The 18365-nt window shown below is 66.3% G+C and carries 16 protein-coding genes; 12 read left to right on the forward strand and 4 right to left on the reverse strand.

All coding sequences use genetic code 11. The features are described from left to right. Positions 1-45 precede the first annotated feature (45 nt). The 8 genes from QQZ18_RS11050 (at position 46) to QQZ18_RS11085 (ending at position 9519) form a co-directional block, all read left to right on the forward strand. Positions 46-1071, forward strand: coding sequence for an ABC transporter permease (locus QQZ18_RS11050; RefSeq protein ID WP_284540931.1), 1026 nt, complete (start codon positions 46-48; stop codon positions 1069-1071). Continuing rightward, entirely contained in the window at positions 1068-1955 is an 888-nt protein-coding gene (locus QQZ18_RS11055) for an ABC transporter permease (RefSeq protein ID WP_284540932.1), read from the forward strand. The genes QQZ18_RS11050 and QQZ18_RS11055 overlap by 4 nt, the downstream gene beginning before the upstream one ends. Next, on the forward strand, positions 1952-2797 hold the full coding sequence (locus QQZ18_RS11060; protein ID WP_284540933.1) for an ABC transporter ATP-binding protein: 846 nt from the start codon (positions 1952-1954) through the stop codon (positions 2795-2797). Before QQZ18_RS11055 ends, QQZ18_RS11060 begins: the two co-directional genes overlap by 4 nt. Further along, complete coding sequence (locus QQZ18_RS11065; RefSeq protein WP_284540934.1) at positions 2794-3699, forward strand: ATP-binding cassette domain-containing protein; 906 nt, start codon at positions 2794-2796, stop codon at positions 3697-3699. Before QQZ18_RS11060 ends, QQZ18_RS11065 begins: the two co-directional genes overlap by 4 nt. 3 nt (positions 3700-3702) lie before the next feature. Next, positions 3703-5250, forward strand: a complete 1548-nt coding sequence (locus QQZ18_RS11070) for a hydantoinase/oxoprolinase family protein (RefSeq protein ID WP_284540935.1) — start codon at positions 3703-3705, stop codon at positions 5248-5250. Further along, positions 5240-6349 (forward strand): DUF917 domain-containing protein, encoded by a 1110-nt coding sequence (locus tag QQZ18_RS11075; protein ID WP_284540937.1) that lies wholly within the window; start codon positions 5240-5242, stop codon positions 6347-6349. Before QQZ18_RS11070 ends, QQZ18_RS11075 begins: the two co-directional genes overlap by 11 nt. 4 nt (positions 6350-6353) lie before the next feature. Further along, on the forward strand, positions 6354-7430 hold the full coding sequence (locus QQZ18_RS11080) for a DUF917 domain-containing protein (protein WP_284540938.1): 1077 nt from the start codon (positions 6354-6356) through the stop codon (positions 7428-7430). 514 nt (positions 7431-7944) lie between these two features. Next, the gene (locus QQZ18_RS11085) at positions 7945-9519 is read left to right on the forward strand and encodes an FGGY-family carbohydrate kinase (protein WP_284540940.1); all 1575 of its coding nucleotides are present in this window, start codon (positions 7945-7947) and stop codon (positions 9517-9519) included. Positions 9520-9700: 181 nt separating this feature from the next. On the opposite strand, the gene QQZ18_RS11090 is transcribed toward QQZ18_RS11085, so the two are convergent. Next, on the reverse strand, positions 9701-11062 hold the full coding sequence (locus QQZ18_RS11090) for a sensor histidine kinase (RefSeq protein ID WP_284540942.1): 1362 nt from the start codon (positions 11060-11062) through the stop codon (positions 9701-9703). Beyond that, positions 11059-11721, reverse strand: coding sequence for a response regulator (locus QQZ18_RS11095; protein ID WP_284540943.1), 663 nt, complete (start codon positions 11719-11721; stop codon positions 11059-11061). Before QQZ18_RS11095 ends, QQZ18_RS11090 begins: the two co-directional genes overlap by 4 nt. Before the next feature lie 118 nt (positions 11722-11839). On the opposite strand from QQZ18_RS11095, the gene dsbD reads away from it, so the two are divergent. From dsbD to QQZ18_RS11110, 3 genes are read left to right on the forward strand one after another with little or no spacing between them, the layout of a single operon-like run. Then, positions 11840-13594 carry a protein-disulfide reductase DsbD gene (gene dsbD, locus QQZ18_RS11100; RefSeq protein WP_284540944.1) on the forward strand — a complete coding sequence of 585 codons (1755 nt, stop codon included), beginning with the start codon at positions 11840-11842 and terminating at the stop codon, positions 13592-13594. 21 nt (positions 13595-13615) lie between these two features. Then, complete coding sequence (locus tag QQZ18_RS11105; protein ID WP_284540945.1) at positions 13616-14245, forward strand: DsbA family protein; 630 nt, start codon at positions 13616-13618, stop codon at positions 14243-14245. After that, positions 14242-14862 (forward strand): L,D-transpeptidase, encoded by a 621-nt coding sequence (locus tag QQZ18_RS11110; RefSeq protein WP_284540946.1) that lies wholly within the window; start codon positions 14242-14244, stop codon positions 14860-14862. The genes QQZ18_RS11105 and QQZ18_RS11110 overlap by 4 nt, the downstream gene beginning before the upstream one ends. A gap of 57 nt (positions 14863-14919) precedes the next feature. Here the strand turns inward: QQZ18_RS11110 and QQZ18_RS11115 are convergent, their stop codons facing one another. Both QQZ18_RS11115 and QQZ18_RS11120 read right to left on the reverse strand, forming a co-directional pair. Continuing rightward, positions 14920-15519, reverse strand: coding sequence for a class I SAM-dependent methyltransferase (locus tag QQZ18_RS11115; RefSeq protein WP_284540947.1), 600 nt, complete (start codon positions 15517-15519; stop codon positions 14920-14922). Between the two features lie 152 nt (positions 15520-15671). Next, entirely contained in the window at positions 15672-16691 is a 1020-nt protein-coding gene (locus tag QQZ18_RS11120; RefSeq protein WP_284540948.1) for a LacI family DNA-binding transcriptional regulator, read from the reverse strand. Positions 16692-16965: 274 nt separating this feature from the next. Here QQZ18_RS11120 and QQZ18_RS11125 point away from each other — a divergent pair, with 274 nt between their 5' ends. Further along, on the forward strand, positions 16966-18300 hold the full coding sequence (locus QQZ18_RS11125; RefSeq protein ID WP_284540949.1) for an ABC transporter substrate-binding protein: 1335 nt from the start codon (positions 16966-16968) through the stop codon (positions 18298-18300). The last annotated feature ends 65 nt before the right edge of the window (positions 18301-18365 follow it).

Raw genomic sequence — 18365 nt, forward strand, 5'->3', positions numbered from 1 at the left:
GAACATCGCGCCGGCCCCATTTCCCGAGGCCCTGGAGATCGCTCCTTGGAATTCCTTCGTTTTATCCTGCGGCGCGTCCTGTGGTCGCTGCTGGTTCTGATCGGGCTGTCGATGGTGATCTTCATCATCGCCCGCGCCGTTCCGGGCGATCCGGCCCGCATGGCGCTAGGACCGACGGCGACGCAGGAGCAGGTCGCCGATCTTCAACAGAAACTCGGTCTCGATCGACCGATCGTCGAGCAGTACGGGCTGTTCATCGTCGGCTTGGCCCATGGCGACCTCGGCCGTTCACTGCTCACCGAAAGACCCGTCAACGACGATATCCGCGACACGTTCGCCGCGACGCTTGAGCTGGTGCTGGCAACCGTCTTCATCGCCATGGTGCTAGGCGTGCCGCTTGGCGTCGTCGCCGCCTACTGGAAGGATCGCTGGCCCGACAACGTGGTCCGGATCGTCGCCATCTTCTCGGCGGTGACGCCGAGCTTTTTCCTGGCGCTGCTTCTGCAGATTCTTGCCGGCTACGTGCTGCACATCCTGCCGACAACCGGCCGTCTACCGCCCAACTTCGACTTCGCGCCGTCCCACACCGGCTTGGTGCTGATCGACTCGCTGATCGCCGGCCGCCCCGATGCCTTCCTCGAAGGGTTGCGCTACCTGCTGCTGCCGGCCATCGCGCTCGCAGCCGCCACCATGGGCCAGATGGCGCGCATCACCCGTTCCTCGATGATCGACGTGTCGAGCCAGGACTACATCGAGGCGAGCCGCGCCTTCGGCGTGCCCGAATGGATCCGCGTCTGCAAATACATGCTGCGTCCGAGCTTCGTGCCGCCGCTCACCATTCTCGGCCTCGAATTCGCGTCGCTGATCGGCAACGCCTTCGTGGTCGAGCTGGTGTTCGCATGGCCCGGCATGGCCGCCTATGGCATCCGCACCATTCTCCAGAAGGACCTCAACGCCGTCATGGGCGTGGTGATGGTTTCCGGCGTGTTCTTCGTTCTGGTCAACCTCGTCATCGACCTTTTGGTCGGCCTCGTCGATCCGCGCGTGCGCATTCGTGGGAGCCGGCAATGAGCGACGAAATGGTTCTTCGCGAAGACGCGCCGCGCCTCTCCAGCGCCTACCAGAGCTGGTATCGGTTCTCGCGCAATCCCACGGCGATGATCGGCCTCGTCATCGTGACCGTCTGCGTCCTGGCCGCCCTTCTGGCGCCCTGGATCACGCCCTACCCCGATCACGTTGGCGCCGTGGTCAACTTCCGCGCCCGCCATCTGCCGCCGTCGGCGGACTATTGGTTCGGCACCGACAACGTCGGCCGCGACATCTTCACCCGCGTCATTTTCGGCTTCCGCGTGTCGCTGCTGCTGGCCGTGGTCGTGCTCGGCACGGCCATCCCGATCGGCACCATCCTCGGCCTGACGGCCGGCTACTTCGGTGGCTGGACTGAAATCGCAATCATGCGGTTCACCGACATCGCCCTTGCCATTCCGCCATTGGTCATGGCGCTGGCGGTGGCGGCGGTGCTGTCGCCCGACCTCATCAACTCCATGCTGGCCATCGCGGCCCTGTGGTGGACCTGGCATACCCGCCTCATCTACTCGATCACCCGTCAGCTCAGGGGGCGCGAGTTCGTCGAGGCGGCGGAAACCCTCGGCGCGAGCAAGTTCCACATCCTGTTCCGCGAAATCCTGCCCAACTGCGTCTCGGCCATCGCGGTGAAGACCTCGCTCGACTGCGGCTTCGTCATTCTGGTCGGCGCCTCCCTGTCCTTCCTCGGCCTCGGCATCCAGCCGCCGACCCCCGACCTCGGAACCATGGTCGCTTCTGGCTCGGCCTTCCTGCCCGACTACTGGTGGGAATCGGTGCTGCCCGGCTGCGCCATCCTGTTCATCGCCCTCGGGTTCAACCTGCTCGGTGACGGCTTGCGCGACCTCTACGACGTGGAGAACGTGCGATGAGCGAAGCCCTGCTCTCCGTTCGCGACCTGTCGGTCGAGTTCACGACCTACGGCCGCACGCAACCGGTCCTGCGCGGGGTCAACCTCGACGTCCCCGCCAGGAGCCATGTGGCGCTCGTCGGCGAAAGCGGATCCGGCAAGACGGTGACCATGAAGTCGATCATGGGCCTCCTGCACATGCCGCCGGCCGGCATCAGTTCCGGTACCATTCTCTATGACGGCCGCGATCTCCTGACCATGCCACGGCGCGAGCGCCTGAAGCTCACGGGCACCGACATGTCCATGGTGTTCCAGGACCCGATGAGCTCGCTCAATCCCGTCTTCACCATCGCCGACCAGATGTCGACGATCCTGAAATACGCCGACAGGCGGCTGGGCCGTTCGCGGTCGGGGCGCGAGCGCATGCAGCGCGTCCTGGAGGTGCTGGCCCAGGTGCGGATGCGGGAACCGGAGCGCGTGGCCCGCTCCTACCCCATCATGCTGTCGGGCGGCATGCGGCAGCGTGTCCTGATCGCCATGGCCCTGCTGTCGGAACCGCGCCTGCTCATCGCCGACGAGCCGGGCACGGCGCTCGACGTCACCACCCAGGCCCAGATCCTGAAGCTGCTCAAGGATCTGGTCGAAGAACGGGGCCTCGCGCTGCTGATGATCACCCACAATCTCGGCGTGGTGCGCGAGACCTCGGACTATGTCTACGTCATGCACAAGGGCGTGGTGGTCGAGGAAGCGCCGACAGCCGACCTGTTCGCTTCGCCGAAGGTGGACTACACGCGATCGCTGATCGACGCGGTGCCGCGCCTCACCGGCGCCCGGCCGACCCTATCGGTGGAGGCCGCGCCATGAACGCCCGCCAAAGCCCCCTTCTCGAGATCGTCGATCTCGCCAAGACCTTCCCCGTCTACAACGCCTTCGGCAGCCGGGCCGGAGAGGTGACCGCCGTCGATCACGTGTCGTTTTCCATCCGGCGCGGCGGGGTCTATGGCCTTGCCGGCGAGAGCGGTTCGGGAAAGTCGACGATCGCCCGGCTGATCATGGGCCTTCTCACGCCCACCGGCGGCGACGTCCTGCTTTCGGGAACCAACATTACCGGCACGCTCGGCACCCGCGCCCATTCGCGGCAGGTGCAGATGGTGTTCCAGAACCCGGGGTCGTCGCTCAACCCGCGCCGGACCATCGGCCAGTCCATCGCCGTGCCGCTCGAAGCGCACGGCCATCCGAGAGCCGACCGGCGGCGGCGCATCTCCGAACTCCTCGAAATGGTGCAATTGCCGGCCAATTTTGCCGAACGCTATCCGCACGAACTCTCCGGCGGTCAGAAGCAGCGCGTCGCCATCGCACGGGCGCTCGCCGTCGCGCCGCAATTGGTCGTCCTCGACGAGCCGACCTCGGCCCTCGACGTCTCGGTCCAGGCCAAGGTGATCGACCTGCTCACCAGCCTCGGCCGGCAGCTCGACCTCACCTATCTGTTCATCTCCCACGACCTCAGCCTGATGCGCAACTTCGCCGACGAGGTCGGCGTGCTCTACCGCGGCCGTATCGTCGAGAGTGGACCGACGGCCAAGGTGTTCGAGCATCCGGAGCACGACTACACCCGCCTTCTCATTGCCTCCGTGCCCGTGATCTCGGCGGAGGAAGAAGCGCTGAGGCCCAAAATCCCACTGATCGACGGAGAAATTCCGACGGCGGAAAAACTGCTCGCCCTCAGGGAGAGCCAAAGACCAACCGAAGTTCCCAAGAGGACCTGACAGATGATCAGAATTGGCATCGACGTCGGCGGCACCAATACGGACGCCGTCGTGATGGATGGCGCGCGCGTTCTTGCCGGCGTCAAATCGGCAACGACGGCCGACGTCATGTCCGGCGTCGTCAACGCACTCGCCGATGTGTTGAAGGCGTCCGGCAAGGCTGCAGCCGACATCGACGTGGTGATGATCGGCACCACCCACTTCACCAATGCCGTGGTGCAACGGCGTGACCTCGCAAAGACCGCCGCCGTCCGCCTCGGCCTGCCGGCGACCGCCTCGCTGCCGCCGATGGTCGACTGGCCGGAGGACCTCCGGGACGCCATCGGCAACCTCAGCTATCTCGCCCATGGCGGCAACGAGTTCGACGGCCGCAAGATATCCCCCCTAGACGAAGCGGAACTGATCGGCATCGCCGAGGACATCAAGGCCAAGGGCGTCAACACCATCGCCATCACCTCGGTGTTCTCACCGGTCAGCGACGAGTGCGAGAAGCAGGCGGCCGCGATCTTCGAGAAGGCGATCCCGGGCGTTCACATCACGCTGTCGTCGGAGATCGGCCGGATCGGCCTCTTGGAACGCGAGAACGCCGCCATCATGAACGCCTGCCTGCGCGACCTGTCGCGGGAGGTGATCGAGGCTTTCCGCAACGCCATCGCCTCGGCCGGCATCAAGGGCAAGTTCTTCCTGACCCAGAATGACGGCACGCTGATGGAGGCTGCCTTCGCCGAGAAGTTCCCGGTTCTGACCTTCGCCTCCGGCCCGACCAACTCCATGCGCGGGGCGGCGTTCCTGTCGGGCGTCAAGGACGCCATCGTCGTCGATATCGGCGGCACCACCTCCGACGTCGGCTCGCTGCAGAAGGGCTTCCCCCGTCAGGCGACGGTGGCCGTCGAAGTCGGCGGCGTACGCACCAACTTCCGCATGCCCGACGTCTTCTCGATCGGGCTTGGCGGCGGCTCGCACGTGGTCGAGACCGACAAGGGGGTCAAGGTCGGCCCGACCTCTGTCGGCTATCGCATCATCTCCGAGGCCCTGATCTTCGGCGGCAAGACGCTCACCACCTCGGACGTGGTGGTGGCCGCCGGCAAGTACGACCTTGGCGACCGCTCGAAAGTGGCCCATCTCTCCCCGTCACTGATCGCCGCCACCGAGGCGCGCATCGCCGCCATGCTGGAGGATTGCGTCGAGCGCTCGCGCCTGTCGCCGGACCCGCTGCCGGTGATCGTCGTCGGTGGCGGCTCGATCCTGGTCGACAGGCCGATCGCCGGCCTTGAACTGATCAAGCCCGACCACTTCGCCGTGGCCAACGCAGTCGGCGCCGCCATCGCTCAGGTGTCGGGCGAGGTCGACCGCGTCTACGCCTTGGCCGAGATCGGGCGCGACGCCGCCCTCGCCGACGCCAAGACGCAAGCGGTCGAGGCGGCGGTCAACGCCGGAGCGTCCCGCGACAGCATCGAGATCGTCGACGTCGAGGACGTTCCGCTCGCCTACCTGCCCGGCAACGCGACCCGCGTTCGCGTCAAGGCCGTGGGAGAGCTGCATGTCGTCTAGCGGCTATCTCCTAAAGGAGAGCGACCTGCATCCGCTGTCGCTCGGCGCGGCGCTGCTCGGCACGGGCGGTGGCGGCAATCCCTACATCGGCATGCTGCGGGCACGGGAGCTCATCCGGTCCGGACACGAGATCCGGGTCATCGATCTCAACACGCTGCCGGATGATGCCTTCGTCGGAGAGGTCGGCGGCATCGGCGCACCCGTGGTCGGCATCGAGAAGTTCGAGGAAGGGCACGAGTGCTACCACGCGATGCGCGCCGTCGAGGAGGCGGCCGGCGTCAGGATGTCGGCCCTCATCTCGGCTGAGATCGGCGGATCGAACAGCCTGGAGCCGATCATCGCCGCCGCCTATGCCGGTCTGCCCGTCATCGACGGCGACGGAATGGGACGGGCGTTCCCGGAAGTGCAGATGACGACCTTCTTCATCTACGGGGCTTCGCCGGCGCCGGCCGCCATCGCCGACGAGAAGGGCAATGTCGTCGTCTTTCGCAAGGTGATCGACATGTTCTGGCTGGAGCGCTTTGCCCGCGACGCCGCCGTCGCCATGGGAGCCACCGCCGGGCTCGCCTCGGCGCCGATGACCATGGAGTTCGTTCGCCGCACGGCCGTGCCCGGCACGGTCAGCGAAGCGCTCAGGATCGGCCATACCGTGCTCGACGCCCGGAAGGATCGGCGCAACGTCATCGAAGCCGTGCTGAAGGTGACCGGCGGCGGCCTGTATTTCACGGGCAAGATCACCGACGTCAGGCGCGAGCTGACCGGCGGGTTCGCCCGAGGCCACGCCATCCTCACCGGAATCGACGACTTTGCCGGCTCGGAGGCCCGCATCGCCATCCAGAACGAGAATCTCGTTCTATGGGTCGACGGCGAGCCGAAGGTCATGGTGCCCGATCTCATCGTCAATCTCGACCTCGACACTGGCGAACCGATCACCACCGAGGTGCTGCGCTATGGCCAGCGCGTCGCCGTGCTCGGCCTGCCGGTCCATCCGCTCATGAAAACGGAAAAGGCGCTCGACGTCGTCGGCCCCAAGGCCTTCGGCTATCCCGAGCTCGCCTTCGTGCCCATCGTCGCCTCGCAAGCGTCCATCCAAGGATGAAGCCATGAAGATCAAGCGCATCGTTCACGTCGAGGACATGGAAGACATCGCCACCGGCGGCGCCATTCTCGGCACGGGTGGCGGCGGCGACCCCTACGTCGGCAAGCTGATGGCCCAGGAGGCGATCCGCCGGCACGCACCGGTCAAGATCATCGACGTCGACGAACTCGCCGACGACGCCCTGGTGGTGCCGGTGTGCATGATGGGCGCGCCGACGGTGATGACCGAGAAGATCCCGGCCGGCCGCGAACTGATCATCGCCTTCCGCAAGCTTGAAGAACTGCTCGGCCGCAAGATCGACGCGGTGCTCTGCGGCGAGGCCGGCGGCGTCAACTCCACGACCCCCTTCGTCGTGGCTGCCGAAACCGGGTTGCCGCTGGTGGACGGCGACGGTATGGGACGCGCCTTTCCGGAGCTCCAGATGGAGACCTTCGGCATGTATGGCGTCAAGGCGACCCCGATGGTGCTCTGCGACGACAAGGGCAACTCGCTGGTGCTCGACACCGTCTCCAACGCCTGGACCGAGCGGCTGGCCCGCGCCGCCACGGTGGAAATGGGCGGCTCGGCCCTGCTCGCCTTCTATTCCATGGACGGCGCCACCGCCAAGAAGTGCGTGGTGCGCGGCACGCTCAGCCTGACCGCCAAGCTCGGCGAGACGCTGCGCGGAGCGCGGGCCGGCCATCGCGATCCCGTTGCGGCGATTGTCGACGAGCTTGACGCCCAGGTCATCTTCCATGGTCGCATCAAGGACATCGAACGGCGAACCGTGGGCGGCTTTGCCCGTGGCAAGGCCCGCTTCGAGGGTGTCGAGGAGTGGAAGGGGCACGATTTCCGCCTCGATTTCCAGAACGAGTTCCTGGTGGCCGAGCGCGACGGCGAAATCATCGTCACGACGCCCGACCTGATCACGGCCCTCGAGGCGGAAAGCGGCAACCCCGTCACCGCCGATGCGCTTCGCTACGGTCTTCGCCTCAAGGTGCTGGCGCTGCCTTGCAACCCGCTCTGGCGCACGCCGCAAGGCATCGGTCTCGTCGGCCCCCGCTACTTCGGCTACGACGTGGACTACCGACCGCTTGCCTGAGTGGGAACGCGACGCCGCTGGAGCTTCGGTTCAACGCGGCATAGCAACAGACGACCAACCCGCCGGCCGGAACCTCCGGCCGGCCTCCTGGTGCGGACGTATCGGCTCGCCGCTCTATCCTGCGACTGCCGCCGGCGCAGGCAGGCTCAGCTCGCCGCCGAGCGAGACGCCGTTGCCACCGCCCCCTTCGCATCTTCATAGCGCAGGACATCCGGGCGACCATGGCCCCGGCTCTGGCGATATCAGAGCCGATGCGAGATGGGCTTTCTCGACGGTGGCCGGCAACACGTAGCCGAGCCCGCAGGATACTTGCCGCTTCTGGCATCCAATTTCTCTCCATCAACTCATATCGCCAACGGTCGCAAATGATCATGCGCCAAACGGCATTTCCATCGCCACTTATGTACAAAAAAACACAAAATCATGTTGACTTTTGATCATACACAGACATACCAGGGTATATAAAAGTTCGCGACGCCGGCCGAGCTCTGGTGTCGACTGTGGGAGTGGCGGCATGGGCGTGCGGTATCTCATCGGCCTCGATTTCGGGACGCTATCGGTACGCGGCGTGCTCATGGACGCCGACTCGGGCACAGCCGTCGACCATCATGCCTCCTCCTACCGTCACGGCGTGATGAGCGGAACGCTGGCCGACGGCACCCCTCTGCCGCCCGGCTTCGCCCTGCAGGATCCCGGCGACTATCTCGCTGCTGCGGAGGAGGTGCTGCAGCGCCTCGGGCAAGGGCGCCAGATCCTGGCGATCGGCATCGACTTCACCGCGTCGTCGCCGCTGCCGGCCATGGCGGACGGCACCCCGATGTCGGAGCTGATGCCAAACGAGCCACACGCCTACGTCAAGCTCTGGAAGCACAGCGCCGCGCAACGCTACGCCGATGAAATCAACGCCGCGGGCGGCGCCTACCTCGACGACTTCGGTGGGCGCGTGTCTGGCGAGTGGCTGCTCGCCAAGGCAGCGCAACTGGCGGACGAGGCACCGGAGATCTGGGCGCGGTCCGAACGATTCATCGAGGCGGGCGACTGGATGGTGTTGCGGCTCACCGGCTGCGAGGCCCGCAATCTCGGCTTTGCCGCCTACAAGGCTCAATACTCGGCCACCGATGGCTATCCCTCCGATATTGTGCCCGGCCTCGATGCCCGGCTCGCCCGGCCGCTGCCCGCCGGCAGTCCGGCCGGTGCGCTCAATCAGGAGTGGCGACGCCGGACCGGCATCGAGGGACCGGCAACCGTGGCGGTGGCGATCATCGACTCGCATGCGGTTCTGCCGGCTGTCGGCGCCGTCGACGACGGCACCGTGGTGGGCGCGCTCGGAACGTCGGCCGCCTATCTCTTTCTGGCCGAACGGCGCCTTGCATTGCCGGTCGGCCTGGAGGGCATGGCCCATGGCGGCTCCCTGCCCAACCTGTGGCTTTACGAGGCTGGACAGGCGGCCTTCGGCGATATCCTCGCCTGGTTCGTCCGTACCTTTCCGCGCGGTGCCGACCTCGCGGCCAGTTTTGCCGCCTACAACGCCGAAGCGGCGACGCTTGCCCCCGGCGAAAACCACCTTGTCGGGCTCGACTGGTGGAACGGGAATCGCGTTCCCCACGCCGACTCGCGCCTATCCGGGCTTCTGATGGGCTTCGGCCTGGATACCACCGCGGCAGGCATCTACCGGGCGCTGATGGAAGCGCTCTGCTACGGAACGCGCCAGGTTCTGGATCTGGCCACCGCCGGCGGTCTCGACATGCGGCGCGTCGTCATGACGTCAGGCCTGGCCGAAGCCAATCCCTTGCTCGTGGCGATCATGGCGGACATTCTCGGCCGGGACATCGAAGTGCCGACGATCCCTCACGCCACGGCGACCGGAGCGGCCATCCATGGAGCCGTCGCAGCGGGTGTCGTCGCCGACTTCCAGGACGGGGCGAGGCGCTTCGGCGCGCGCGCCCGGCGCCTTTTCCACCCCGACACGGAGCGGTCCGCGCGCTATCAGCGGCTATACGGCGCCTATTGCGAGCTGTCGGACCTCGCGCCACTGCGGGCGACGATGCGCGGTGTCGGCCCGCTGTCGAGCAATGGCTCCAGCTCCTAGAGCGCGCCCGGCGAACCTTGGTTCGCCAACGTGCTCTATCTCTTTATTCTTACGCAACTCCGGACGCAAAACCGGTGCCCACTTTTGCTGGAGTTGCTCTCGCGGCAAAGCGGGCCACTTCGCAGCGCGGCCAGAGAGCCGAACGCGCTTGAGTTCACCGACCGGCTGGTGACCGGTCCGGTCAGGGCATCGTTCGCTCGGGGACCGCATCGACGAGGGCTGCCTTGGAGAAGCGGACCTCCACCCTCAGGCCGTCGGCGTCCGTTCGGTTGGCGAAAGTCAGCGCCGCTCCGATCCGCCGGGCGCCCAGATCGGCGATGGTCAGACCGAGACCGCTGCCTGCCCCCTTCTTGTAACGTCCGCGAAAGAACCGACGCGTGATCTCGGAGAGTTCGTCGTCGGGGATGCCGGGACCCTCGTCTTCAATGGCGAGGCCGCGGCCGTCCGGCAGCGCCGTCCAGACGATGCGTCCGGGTGGGGTCGTGTGTTCGGCGGCGTTTTCGCCCAAGTTGCGGAGGATGAGATATAGGCTGTCGCGATCGGCCCGGACTGTCAGTCCATCGAGTGCCGCGTCGATCGTCACGGTCATGTCCGGCCGATGCGGCACGCCGCCGACCACCTCGCGCACAAGAGCGCCGAGGTCCAGCCTGCCGGCATCGGGCTCGACTTCCGGCAGCGCCTCCAGCCGCGCCAGCGACAAGAGCTGCCGGACGAGACGACTGGCGCGGTCGACCGAGGCGATGATCTGCCGAAGCGCGCCATCCCGGGTCGGCGCATCCCTGGCCGCCAGCGCTACCTGCGCCTGCGTCTTCAGGCCGGCGAGCGGCGTCCTGAGCTCGTGGGCGGCAAAGGCAGTCATCTCCTTCTCGTGGCGGCGCGCCGCCTCCACCTTGGCGAACAGGCCGTTCAGCGCATCGACCAGCGGCCGCACCTCGTCGGGTGCGCCCTTGCCGGCCACCGGACTGACGTCATCGCCGTTACGGGCGGCTATCTCGCCGGCGATCCGGCGAAGCGGCGCCAGTCCCCGTCCGAGGCTGGCCCAGATCATCAGGCCGAGCAACGGCACCGCCATCAGCGCCGGCCCGACGAGTCCGACGATCAGGTCGCGCGCCAGCCGGGCCCGCAAACCGATGCGATCGCCCACGGCGACCCGCACGCCATGCAGGGAATCGACCACGGTGTAGACGCGCCACATCTCGCCATTCACCCGGCGGTCGGAAAAGCCCTCCATCTCCTCGGCCAGATTGCCCTCGGGCGCACCTCCCGACCTGGCAAGCAGCCGGCCGCTCAGCGACCAGACCTGGCAGGACAGTTGACGGTTGTAAGTGAACTCGGCGGTCGTGACGGCCGCCGCGCCACGGGTCTCCAGGTTTGAGCTCGCCACCATGGAATGGACCATGCGCGCCGCCTCCTGCAGGCGGGTATCGAGCACATGCTCCAGTTCGGCCCGGCTTTCGAAGTAGATCCAGCCTACCGCGCATAACCAGATCGCCGCGGTGGCGGAAATCAGCAGCAGGAACAGGCGGCGGCGCAGCGAGGTCATGGATCGGCCTTGAGCCGGTAGCCGAGGCCCCGGACGGTTTCGATCGCCATCCGACCGACCTTGGCGCGCAGATTGTGGATGTGAACCTCGACGGCGTTGCTTTCCACCTCCTCCTGCCAGCCGTAGAGACGGTCCTCCAGTTCGGTGCGCGAGCGGATGACGCCGGGCCACTCCATCAGCGCCGAGAGCACGGCGAACTCCCGACGCGACAGCGACACCGCCTTGCCCGCGACCGTCACGACGGAGGTGGCGGGGTCGAGCACGATACCGGCCGCCTCGAGCAACGGACCGGCCCGCCCCTCGCGGCGGCGGGCGATGGCGCGCAACCGGGCGGCCAGTTCGTCCAGATCGAAGGGCTTGCCGAGATAGTCGTCGGCGCCGGCATCGAGACCGGCGATCCGGTCGGACGTCTCGTCGAGGGCGGTGAGCAGCAGCACCGGCGTCGCATCGCCCTGCCGCCTGAGATCGGCGAGAATGTCGAGGCCGGCACCATCGGGCAGCATGCGGTCGAGCACCACCGCATCGAACCGCGAGGCCGAGAGCGCAGCGCGCGCGTCGGCCGCCGTGAACACCACGTCGACCGTCGAGCCCGCCAACCCCAGTCCAACCTTCAGCCCGTCGGCCAGCACCGGATCGTCCTCGACCACCAAGATGCGCATCGCGCTCCTTCCCAGGCAACCACGTTGGCCCCGATGGACCTTGCCTGCCTTAAGGCTGGCTTAAGGTCGGGCGACACTATGCGTCTTGTCCAGTGGAATCAGCGAGGCGACCGGCGGCATGAATTTTTCGATCAAGGCGAGATGGCTCTTCATCCTTCTGCTGCCGCTCGTGCTTTTTCCGCTCGCCGCCAAGGCCGAAACGCCGGCCCCGGCCGACAAGGTGTTCACGCTCAACGCCAGCCGAGAGGGAGCTTTGCGCCTTGCCTGGACGGTGGCGCCGGGCGCCTATCTCTATCGCGACAGCCTGAAGGCGTCGCTCCATGGTCGCGATCTCGCCCTGACCCCACCGCCAGGCGAAACCAAGGACGATCCCAACTTCGGTGAGGTCGAGGTCTACCACGACGTCGTCGCGCTGACGGTGCCCGACATGCCGCCAAGCGGTGTTCTGGACGTCACCTATCAGGGCTGCGCCGAGTCCGGCATCTGCTACCCGCCGGTCCGGAGCCAGGTCGATCTCGCCTCGCTCGTGGTCACCCAACGGCCGCGCGCCTCGCTGCTGGCCGACACCGCCGATCCGCTTGTCCCGTCGCAGGACGCGCCACAAGGCAGTGTCGATCGGGAGGCCGGCACGGCTCTGTCGAGCGGCAGTCTCGCCGTCATTCCCGCCTTCGTCGGCTTCGGGCTGCTACTCGCCTTCACGCCCTGCGTCTTCCCGATGATCCCCATCCTCTCGGGCATTCTGGTTGGAGCGGGACAGCGTTCGATCCGGCGCGGCTTCTCGCTTTCGGCCGCCTACGTTCTGGCTATGGCCTCGGCCTATGGCCTTGCCGGCCTCGTCGCCGGCTGGAGCGGCGCCAATCTCCAGGTCCTGTTGCAGACGCCGCTGGTGCTGGGGCTTTCGGCCGCCATCTTCGTTGCGCTGGCGCTCGCCATGTTCGGCTTGTTCGAGCTGGCGCTGCCGTCGTTCATCGTCACGCGGATCGCTGCCCTTCCCGTGCGCGGCGGCTCGCTGGGCGGCGCGGCGCTCATCGGCTTCGGTTCGGCGTTGGTGATCGGCCCTTGCGTCACCCCGCCGCTGGCCGCCGCCATGCTCTACGCCATCGACAGCGGCGATGCCGCACGCGGCGGCGCGGCGCTATTCGCCCTTGGGCTCGGCATGGGCCTGCCGCTGGTGTTGGCCGGCACCTTCGGCGCACGCTTCCTGCCAAAGGCCGGCCCCTGGCTGGACGGCTTTCACCGCCTCTTCGGCCTGATCTTTCTCGGCGTTGCCGTCATGCTGGTCGCACGCCTCCTGCCGCTCCCGGCAGGGTTGGCGCTTTGGGGCGCATGGGGCGTCATCGTCGCGACATTCCTCGGTGCCTTCGATCGGCTGGACAGCGCAAGCCCCTGGAACGCTCGGCTTTCCAAGGCGATCGGCCTCTCGGGAGCGCTTTATGGCGCGGTGCTGATCGTAGGCGCGGCGGGCGGCAGCGGCGATCCATTGCGCCCGCTCGCCTTCGTCGCCGGACGCGAAACGGATCAGGCCGTCACGTTGCGCCTGACTCAGCCGGCCGACTTCGACCGAGCCTTCGCCGCCGAGGCAACCGCCGGCAAACCGGTGCTCATTCTGTTCACCGCCGACTGGTGCACGGTCTGCAAGTCCAATGAGAAGATCCTCGCCGAGCCCGGCCTCCGCGATCGCCTGGCGCGCACGCCCCGCATTTCCGTCGACATCACCGCCCAGACCACCGAGGCCGAGAAGCTGATGGCGCGTTTTCGCGTCATCGGGCCGCCGGCCTTGTTCCTGCTCGACGCCAATGGACGGGAAATTCCCGGCTCTCGCCTCATCGGCGCCATCAATGCCGCCGATCTGACCGCTCGCCTTGCTATCTGAGACTCGCACGAAAGGATTTCCATGCAACGACGCACATTTCTCGCAGGAGCCGGCACCGCGCTGGCTGCCGCCATCGGCATGGGAAGCTTGCCGGCCTTGGCCGCCGAGGTGAGCCTCGACGATCTTCTTCATGATCCCGCCGCCCCAGTGGGCGGCAACCCCAAGGGAGACCTGACCATCGTCTCCTTCTCCGACTACAATTGTCCCTTCTGCAAGAAGGCCGAGCCGGACCTCGCCCGTGCCGTCCGCGAAGATGGCAACATCCGCCTCGTCTACAAGGACTGGCCGATCCTGTCGCAGGCCTCGGTCTATGGCGCCCGGATGGCCTTGGCCGCCCATTACCAAGGCTCCTACGAGCGTGCTCACCATGCTCTCATGTCCATCTCCGGCCGCGCCGTGTCGCAAGAGGACATGGAACAGGCCCTTGCGACGGCCGGCATCGACATGCAGCGCCTCAAGACCGACCTCGAAACCAGGAAGAAGGAGATCACCGAACTGCTCGCTCGCAACATGGATCAGGCCGACGCGCTCGGCCTCCAGGGCACGCCGACCTACCTGATCGGGCCGCTCCTCGCCTCCACCCTCGATTACGATGGTTTCCGCGAGGCGATCGCCGAAGCCCGCAGCCGCCAGGCAGGAGACGCCCAATGAGACTTGCTCTGATCCTCGCCTTTGCACCGCTCTTGCTTGCCGCCTGTGTCAGCTCGCCCTACGGGCCTGCCATGCCGCCTCTGCCGGCGGTCTCCGCCGCAAGTCCCGGCGCCGGGGTCACAACTCCCCCACCACAGTACCGGCGCCAACTGGTCGCCGATCCGACGGGCGCCACTCCCGGCACCCTCGTCGTCGATCCGGCAAACCGCTATCTCTATCTGGTGCAGGAAGATGGCATGGCGCTTCGCTACGGCGTCGGCGTTGGCAAGGCCGGCATGGAGTGGTCAGGCAGAGCCAGGGTGGCCTTCAAGCGGGAATGGCCGCGCTGGACGCCGACCCGAGACATGATCGCCCGCGATCCCCAACGCTACGCCCAATGGGCCGGCGGCATGGAAGGCGGCGAAGGCAACCCGCTCGGCGCTCGCGCCCTCTATCTGTTCGAGGGAGGCAAGGACACGCTCTACCGCATCCACGGCACCAACGAACCAGCCTCGATCGGAAAGGCCATGTCGTCGGGGTGCATCCGCCTGATGAACGAGGACATCATCGATCTCTACAATCGCGTCCCCGCGGGCGCGTCGGTCATCGTTCTGCCGGTCCCCCAGGCGGGGGCTTGATCCTTCTCGCCACCAAGCCCCGCTCATCGAGCGAGGCTCCTGGGCGGCGGAGAACGGCTAGACCTTGGCACCGACGAAGCGAACGATTGCGCCCCTGCCGACATGGCCGCGCCCTTCGTCGAGCTCGACCTCGCCTTCAAAGCTATGGATGGCGCGGACGTCGGGGCCGAAATCCTCGGCGAGAAGCGCCAAGTCGAACAGCAACGCAATGTCCCTCGGCCCGCCGCTCGACCGGCCAAGCTGATCGCGGTGGAACGCTTCGAGGATGATCAGTCCGTCCGGCTTCAGCGCGCGTATGAGATTGCGGTGGGCGGCACGGCGTATGGCAGGCGGCATGTGGACGTAGATCAGCACCACCGCGTCGGCTGTCTCCGCCTCGGGCACATAGGCGGAGAGATCGACGACCGCCGTTTCGAGCGAAACGCCGCGCTCCTCGGCCAGCGCCCGCGCCTTGGCGAGACCGACGGCAGATGCGTCCAGCGCCAGAACGCGATGCCCCTGGGACGCCAGCCAAACGCCATTGCGCCCCTCGCCATCACCGGCGGCGATGATACGGGCGCCTTTCGGGAGGCGTTGCGCCGTCTCGACGAGAAAGCCATTGGGCTCCGTGCCATAGCGGTAGCCCGGTTTTGAGAACTCCTCGTCCCACGACGGCATTCAGGTTGTCCTTGCGTTAGCGTCAGATGATCCGGAGCCAGCATGCCGTCCCATACGGCAGCTGTCCATCTGCATCCGGCGCCAACATCCGCTATGAAGCGGAATGCCCGACAGGAAGCCCATCGTTATTCGCGATGGCCGTGCCGGCTGCGTCAGGCGTCGCCCGGCGCTGCCGTCGATTGCCTGACGACCAGAGGCCCCTCGATCAGCCGCGTCTTCGGCTTGGACGGATCCGTCTTCTCATCGAGAAGCACGCCGACGGCGACGTTGCCCATCCGGACGTAGGGTAATGCGACGGTGGTCAAGGCTGGCCGCAGCCCCTCGGAGAACAGCCGATGGTCGTCAAAGCCGACGACGGAGAGATCGCGCGGAATGACCAGACCGAGCTCGGCGGCGGCGTGATAGACCTGCATCGCCATCTCGTCATTGCCGCAGAAGACGGCTGTCGGCCGATCGGGCCGGTCGAGCAGGCGCCGTGCCGCACCAAACGCTTCCTCCCGGTCGAAGGTACCGGCGCGCGACTGGCCGGTTACCGCGAGATCCGGCGGCTCGTCGAGACCGGCCTCGCGCAGGGCCCGCTTCAGGCCGGCAAGACGCAGTTGCGTCGCCTCGATGTTGGGCGACAGGGTCAGATAGGCGATCCGGCGGTGGCCGAGGCCTATGAGATGAACGCCGACGCTGAAACCGCCCCCTTCCTCATCGGGGATGACGGTCGGCAGATCGCGGCTGTGCGAAAAACAGTTGACCATGACGCTCGGCAGCCGAAGCGGCGCAAAGTCATGGATCTCGCGATGGTAGGTCGCCGCGTAGATAACCCCCTCGACGCGAACCGCGCGAAAGCTGCGCAAGATGGAATCGGAGCTCTCCGCCCGGTTTTCCATGCTGCCGATCAGCAACGACATGTCTCGCTCGGCCAGCGCTTCCTCGACGCCCCGCACGATGTCGATGGAACATGGCGTCGACGCCGCGACATCGGTCAGAAGACCGATCACGCCCGAGCGCCCGGAGCGCATGGTCTGGGCTCGTCGGTCGGGAATGAAATCGAGTTCCGCGGCAGCCTCCAGAACGCGCGCACGCATGGCCTCCGATACCGTGTCCGGAGCACTGAACACGCGCGACACCGTTTTCAGGGAAACGCCGGCGCGCTCGGCCACGGTCTTGATCGTCGACATCGCCACTCCAACTGATTTCGCCACAATATCCACCTTTGTCCATCGATAGACATTTTGCGTTGACCATCGATGGACATCGAGGGTATATAGCCACTCGGGACGGAGATGGAAACCATCCAGTTGTGTCGCGTGAGCGGCCCAAACGGGATCATCGCCCCCAAACCACGCCACGTCGCACTCGTCGATGTTTGGGCCGGCTTGCCTATAGAGCCGGAACCCATCGCCGTGCCTGCTTTCAAGCGGCCATCGAGGCGATGACCAAGGGAGGGATACAATGTCGGCTTCACCCAAAACTCTCGTTTTCGGCGCTCTGCTGGCCGCTTCGGCGCTTGCAACACCCGCTCATGCCGATCCGGCAATGCCACAGGAACTGACGGATGCGCTCGCCGGCAAGTACAAGGGAACGGTCGTCACGGCCTTCGGCGCTTTCGCCGATGCCGACGAGGTCAAGTTCAACCAGAACATCAAGGCTTTCGAGGAGCTGACCGGGATCGATATCCAGTACGCCAGCTCCAAACAGTTCGAGGCGACCATCGCCACCCGCGTCGATGCCGGCAATACCCCTGACCTCGTCGACTTTCCGCAGCCCGGCCTGATGGGAAACTTCTCCAAGACCGGCAAGCTCATCGATCTCGGGAACATCCTCGGCGCCGATTATCTCAAGGCCCAGTACCAGCAGAGCTGGCTCGACATGGGCACCAAGCCCGGCCCGGACGGCAAACCGACGCTGGTCGGCATCTGGGAGCGCGTCAACGTCAAGAGCCTCGTCTGGTACCCCAAGAAGCCTTTCGAGGAAGCGGGCTACAAGGTTCCGACCAACTGGGACGAGATGGTCGCGCTTGAAAAGCAGATCATCGACGATGGCGACACGCCCTGGTGCATCGGCATCGAGTCCGGCGCGGCGACCGGTTGGCCGGCAACCGACTGGCTGGAGGAAATGATGCTGCGCACCGCCTCCGTGGCGGACTACGACGCCTGGACCAGCGGCGAACTCAAGTTCTCCTCGCCCCAGGTGAAGAAGGCGGCCGAGCAGGTCGGTGCGATCTTCCTTGGCGAGGGCATGGTCTACGGTGGCACCAAGGCCATCGTGTCGACATCGTTCGGCGACGCGCCTTCGCCGATGTTCGCCGATCCCCCGAAGTGCTGGCTGCACAAGCAGGGCAACTTCATCACCAGCTTCTTCCCCAAGGATCGCGACCTGAAGCCGGGTGTCGACTACAGCTTCTTCTATCTGCCGGGGATCGACCCTGCCTATGGCAAGCCGGTGCTCGTCGGTGGCGACATCTGGTCGATGTTCAACGATCGGCCGGAAGTTCGCGCGGTCATGGCCTGGTTCGCCCGTGGTGAGCATCTCAAGACCTGGCTTGCGTCCGGCGGCACCGTCTCGCCGCACAGTGACGCGAAGCTCGACTGGTACGGCAACGACATCGATCGTGGAGCCGCCGAGATCCTGGCCAACGCCACGGCAGTCCGTTTCGACGGCTCGGACCTGATGCCGGGTGAAGTCGGCGCCGGTTCGTTCTGGAAGGAAATGACCGCCTGGATCAGCGGTTCGGAAGATCTCGACACCGCCCTCAAGAACATCGACGCCTCCTGGCCGAAGAACTGATCCCCGATCAGTTCAAGCCTCACCGTGATCGACGACGCGGGACCGTCAGGTCCCGCGTCAATCCT

Source organism: Pleomorphomonas sp. T1.2MG-36, from assembly GCF_950100655.1.
GTDB lineage: Bacteria > Pseudomonadota > Alphaproteobacteria > Rhizobiales > Pleomorphomonadaceae > Pleomorphomonas.

What these genes read in the sequence shown, in the direction of transcription:
- dsbD (WP_284540944.1), top strand. Translation starts at nt 11,840, where the DNA reads ATGAATTTTTCGATCAAGGCGAGATGGCTCTTCATCCTTCTGCTGCCG.
- QQZ18_RS11085 (WP_284540940.1), top strand. Translation starts at nt 7,945, where the DNA reads ATGGGCGTGCGGTATCTCATCGGCCTCGATTTCGGGACGCTATCGGTA.
- QQZ18_RS11090 (WP_284540942.1), bottom strand. Translation starts at nt 11,062, where the DNA reads ATGACCTCGCTGCGCCGCCGCCTGTTCCTGCTGCTGATTTCCGCCACC.
- QQZ18_RS11060 (WP_284540933.1), top strand. Translation starts at nt 1,952, where the DNA reads ATGAGCGAAGCCCTGCTCTCCGTTCGCGACCTGTCGGTCGAGTTCACG.
- QQZ18_RS11095 (WP_284540943.1), bottom strand. Translation starts at nt 11,721, where the DNA reads ATGCGCATCTTGGTGGTCGAGGACGATCCGGTGCTGGCCGACGGGCTG.
- QQZ18_RS11115 (WP_284540947.1), bottom strand. Translation starts at nt 15,519, where the DNA reads ATGCCGTCGTGGGACGAGGAGTTCTCAAAACCGGGCTACCGCTATGGC.
- QQZ18_RS11105 (WP_284540945.1), top strand. Translation starts at nt 13,616, where the DNA reads ATGCAACGACGCACATTTCTCGCAGGAGCCGGCACCGCGCTGGCTGCC.
- QQZ18_RS11065 (WP_284540934.1), top strand. Translation starts at nt 2,794, where the DNA reads ATGAACGCCCGCCAAAGCCCCCTTCTCGAGATCGTCGATCTCGCCAAG.
- QQZ18_RS11110 (WP_284540946.1), top strand. Translation starts at nt 14,242, where the DNA reads ATGAGACTTGCTCTGATCCTCGCCTTTGCACCGCTCTTGCTTGCCGCC.
- QQZ18_RS11055 (WP_284540932.1), top strand. Translation starts at nt 1,068, where the DNA reads ATGAGCGACGAAATGGTTCTTCGCGAAGACGCGCCGCGCCTCTCCAGC.
- QQZ18_RS11125 (WP_284540949.1), top strand. Translation starts at nt 16,966, where the DNA reads ATGTCGGCTTCACCCAAAACTCTCGTTTTCGGCGCTCTGCTGGCCGCT.
- QQZ18_RS11080 (WP_284540938.1), top strand. Translation starts at nt 6,354, where the DNA reads ATGAAGATCAAGCGCATCGTTCACGTCGAGGACATGGAAGACATCGCC.
- QQZ18_RS11070 (WP_284540935.1), top strand. Translation starts at nt 3,703, where the DNA reads ATGATCAGAATTGGCATCGACGTCGGCGGCACCAATACGGACGCCGTC.
- QQZ18_RS11075 (WP_284540937.1), top strand. Translation starts at nt 5,240, where the DNA reads ATGTCGTCTAGCGGCTATCTCCTAAAGGAGAGCGACCTGCATCCGCTG.
- QQZ18_RS11120 (WP_284540948.1), bottom strand. Translation starts at nt 16,691, where the DNA reads ATGTCGACGATCAAGACCGTGGCCGAGCGCGCCGGCGTTTCCCTGAAA.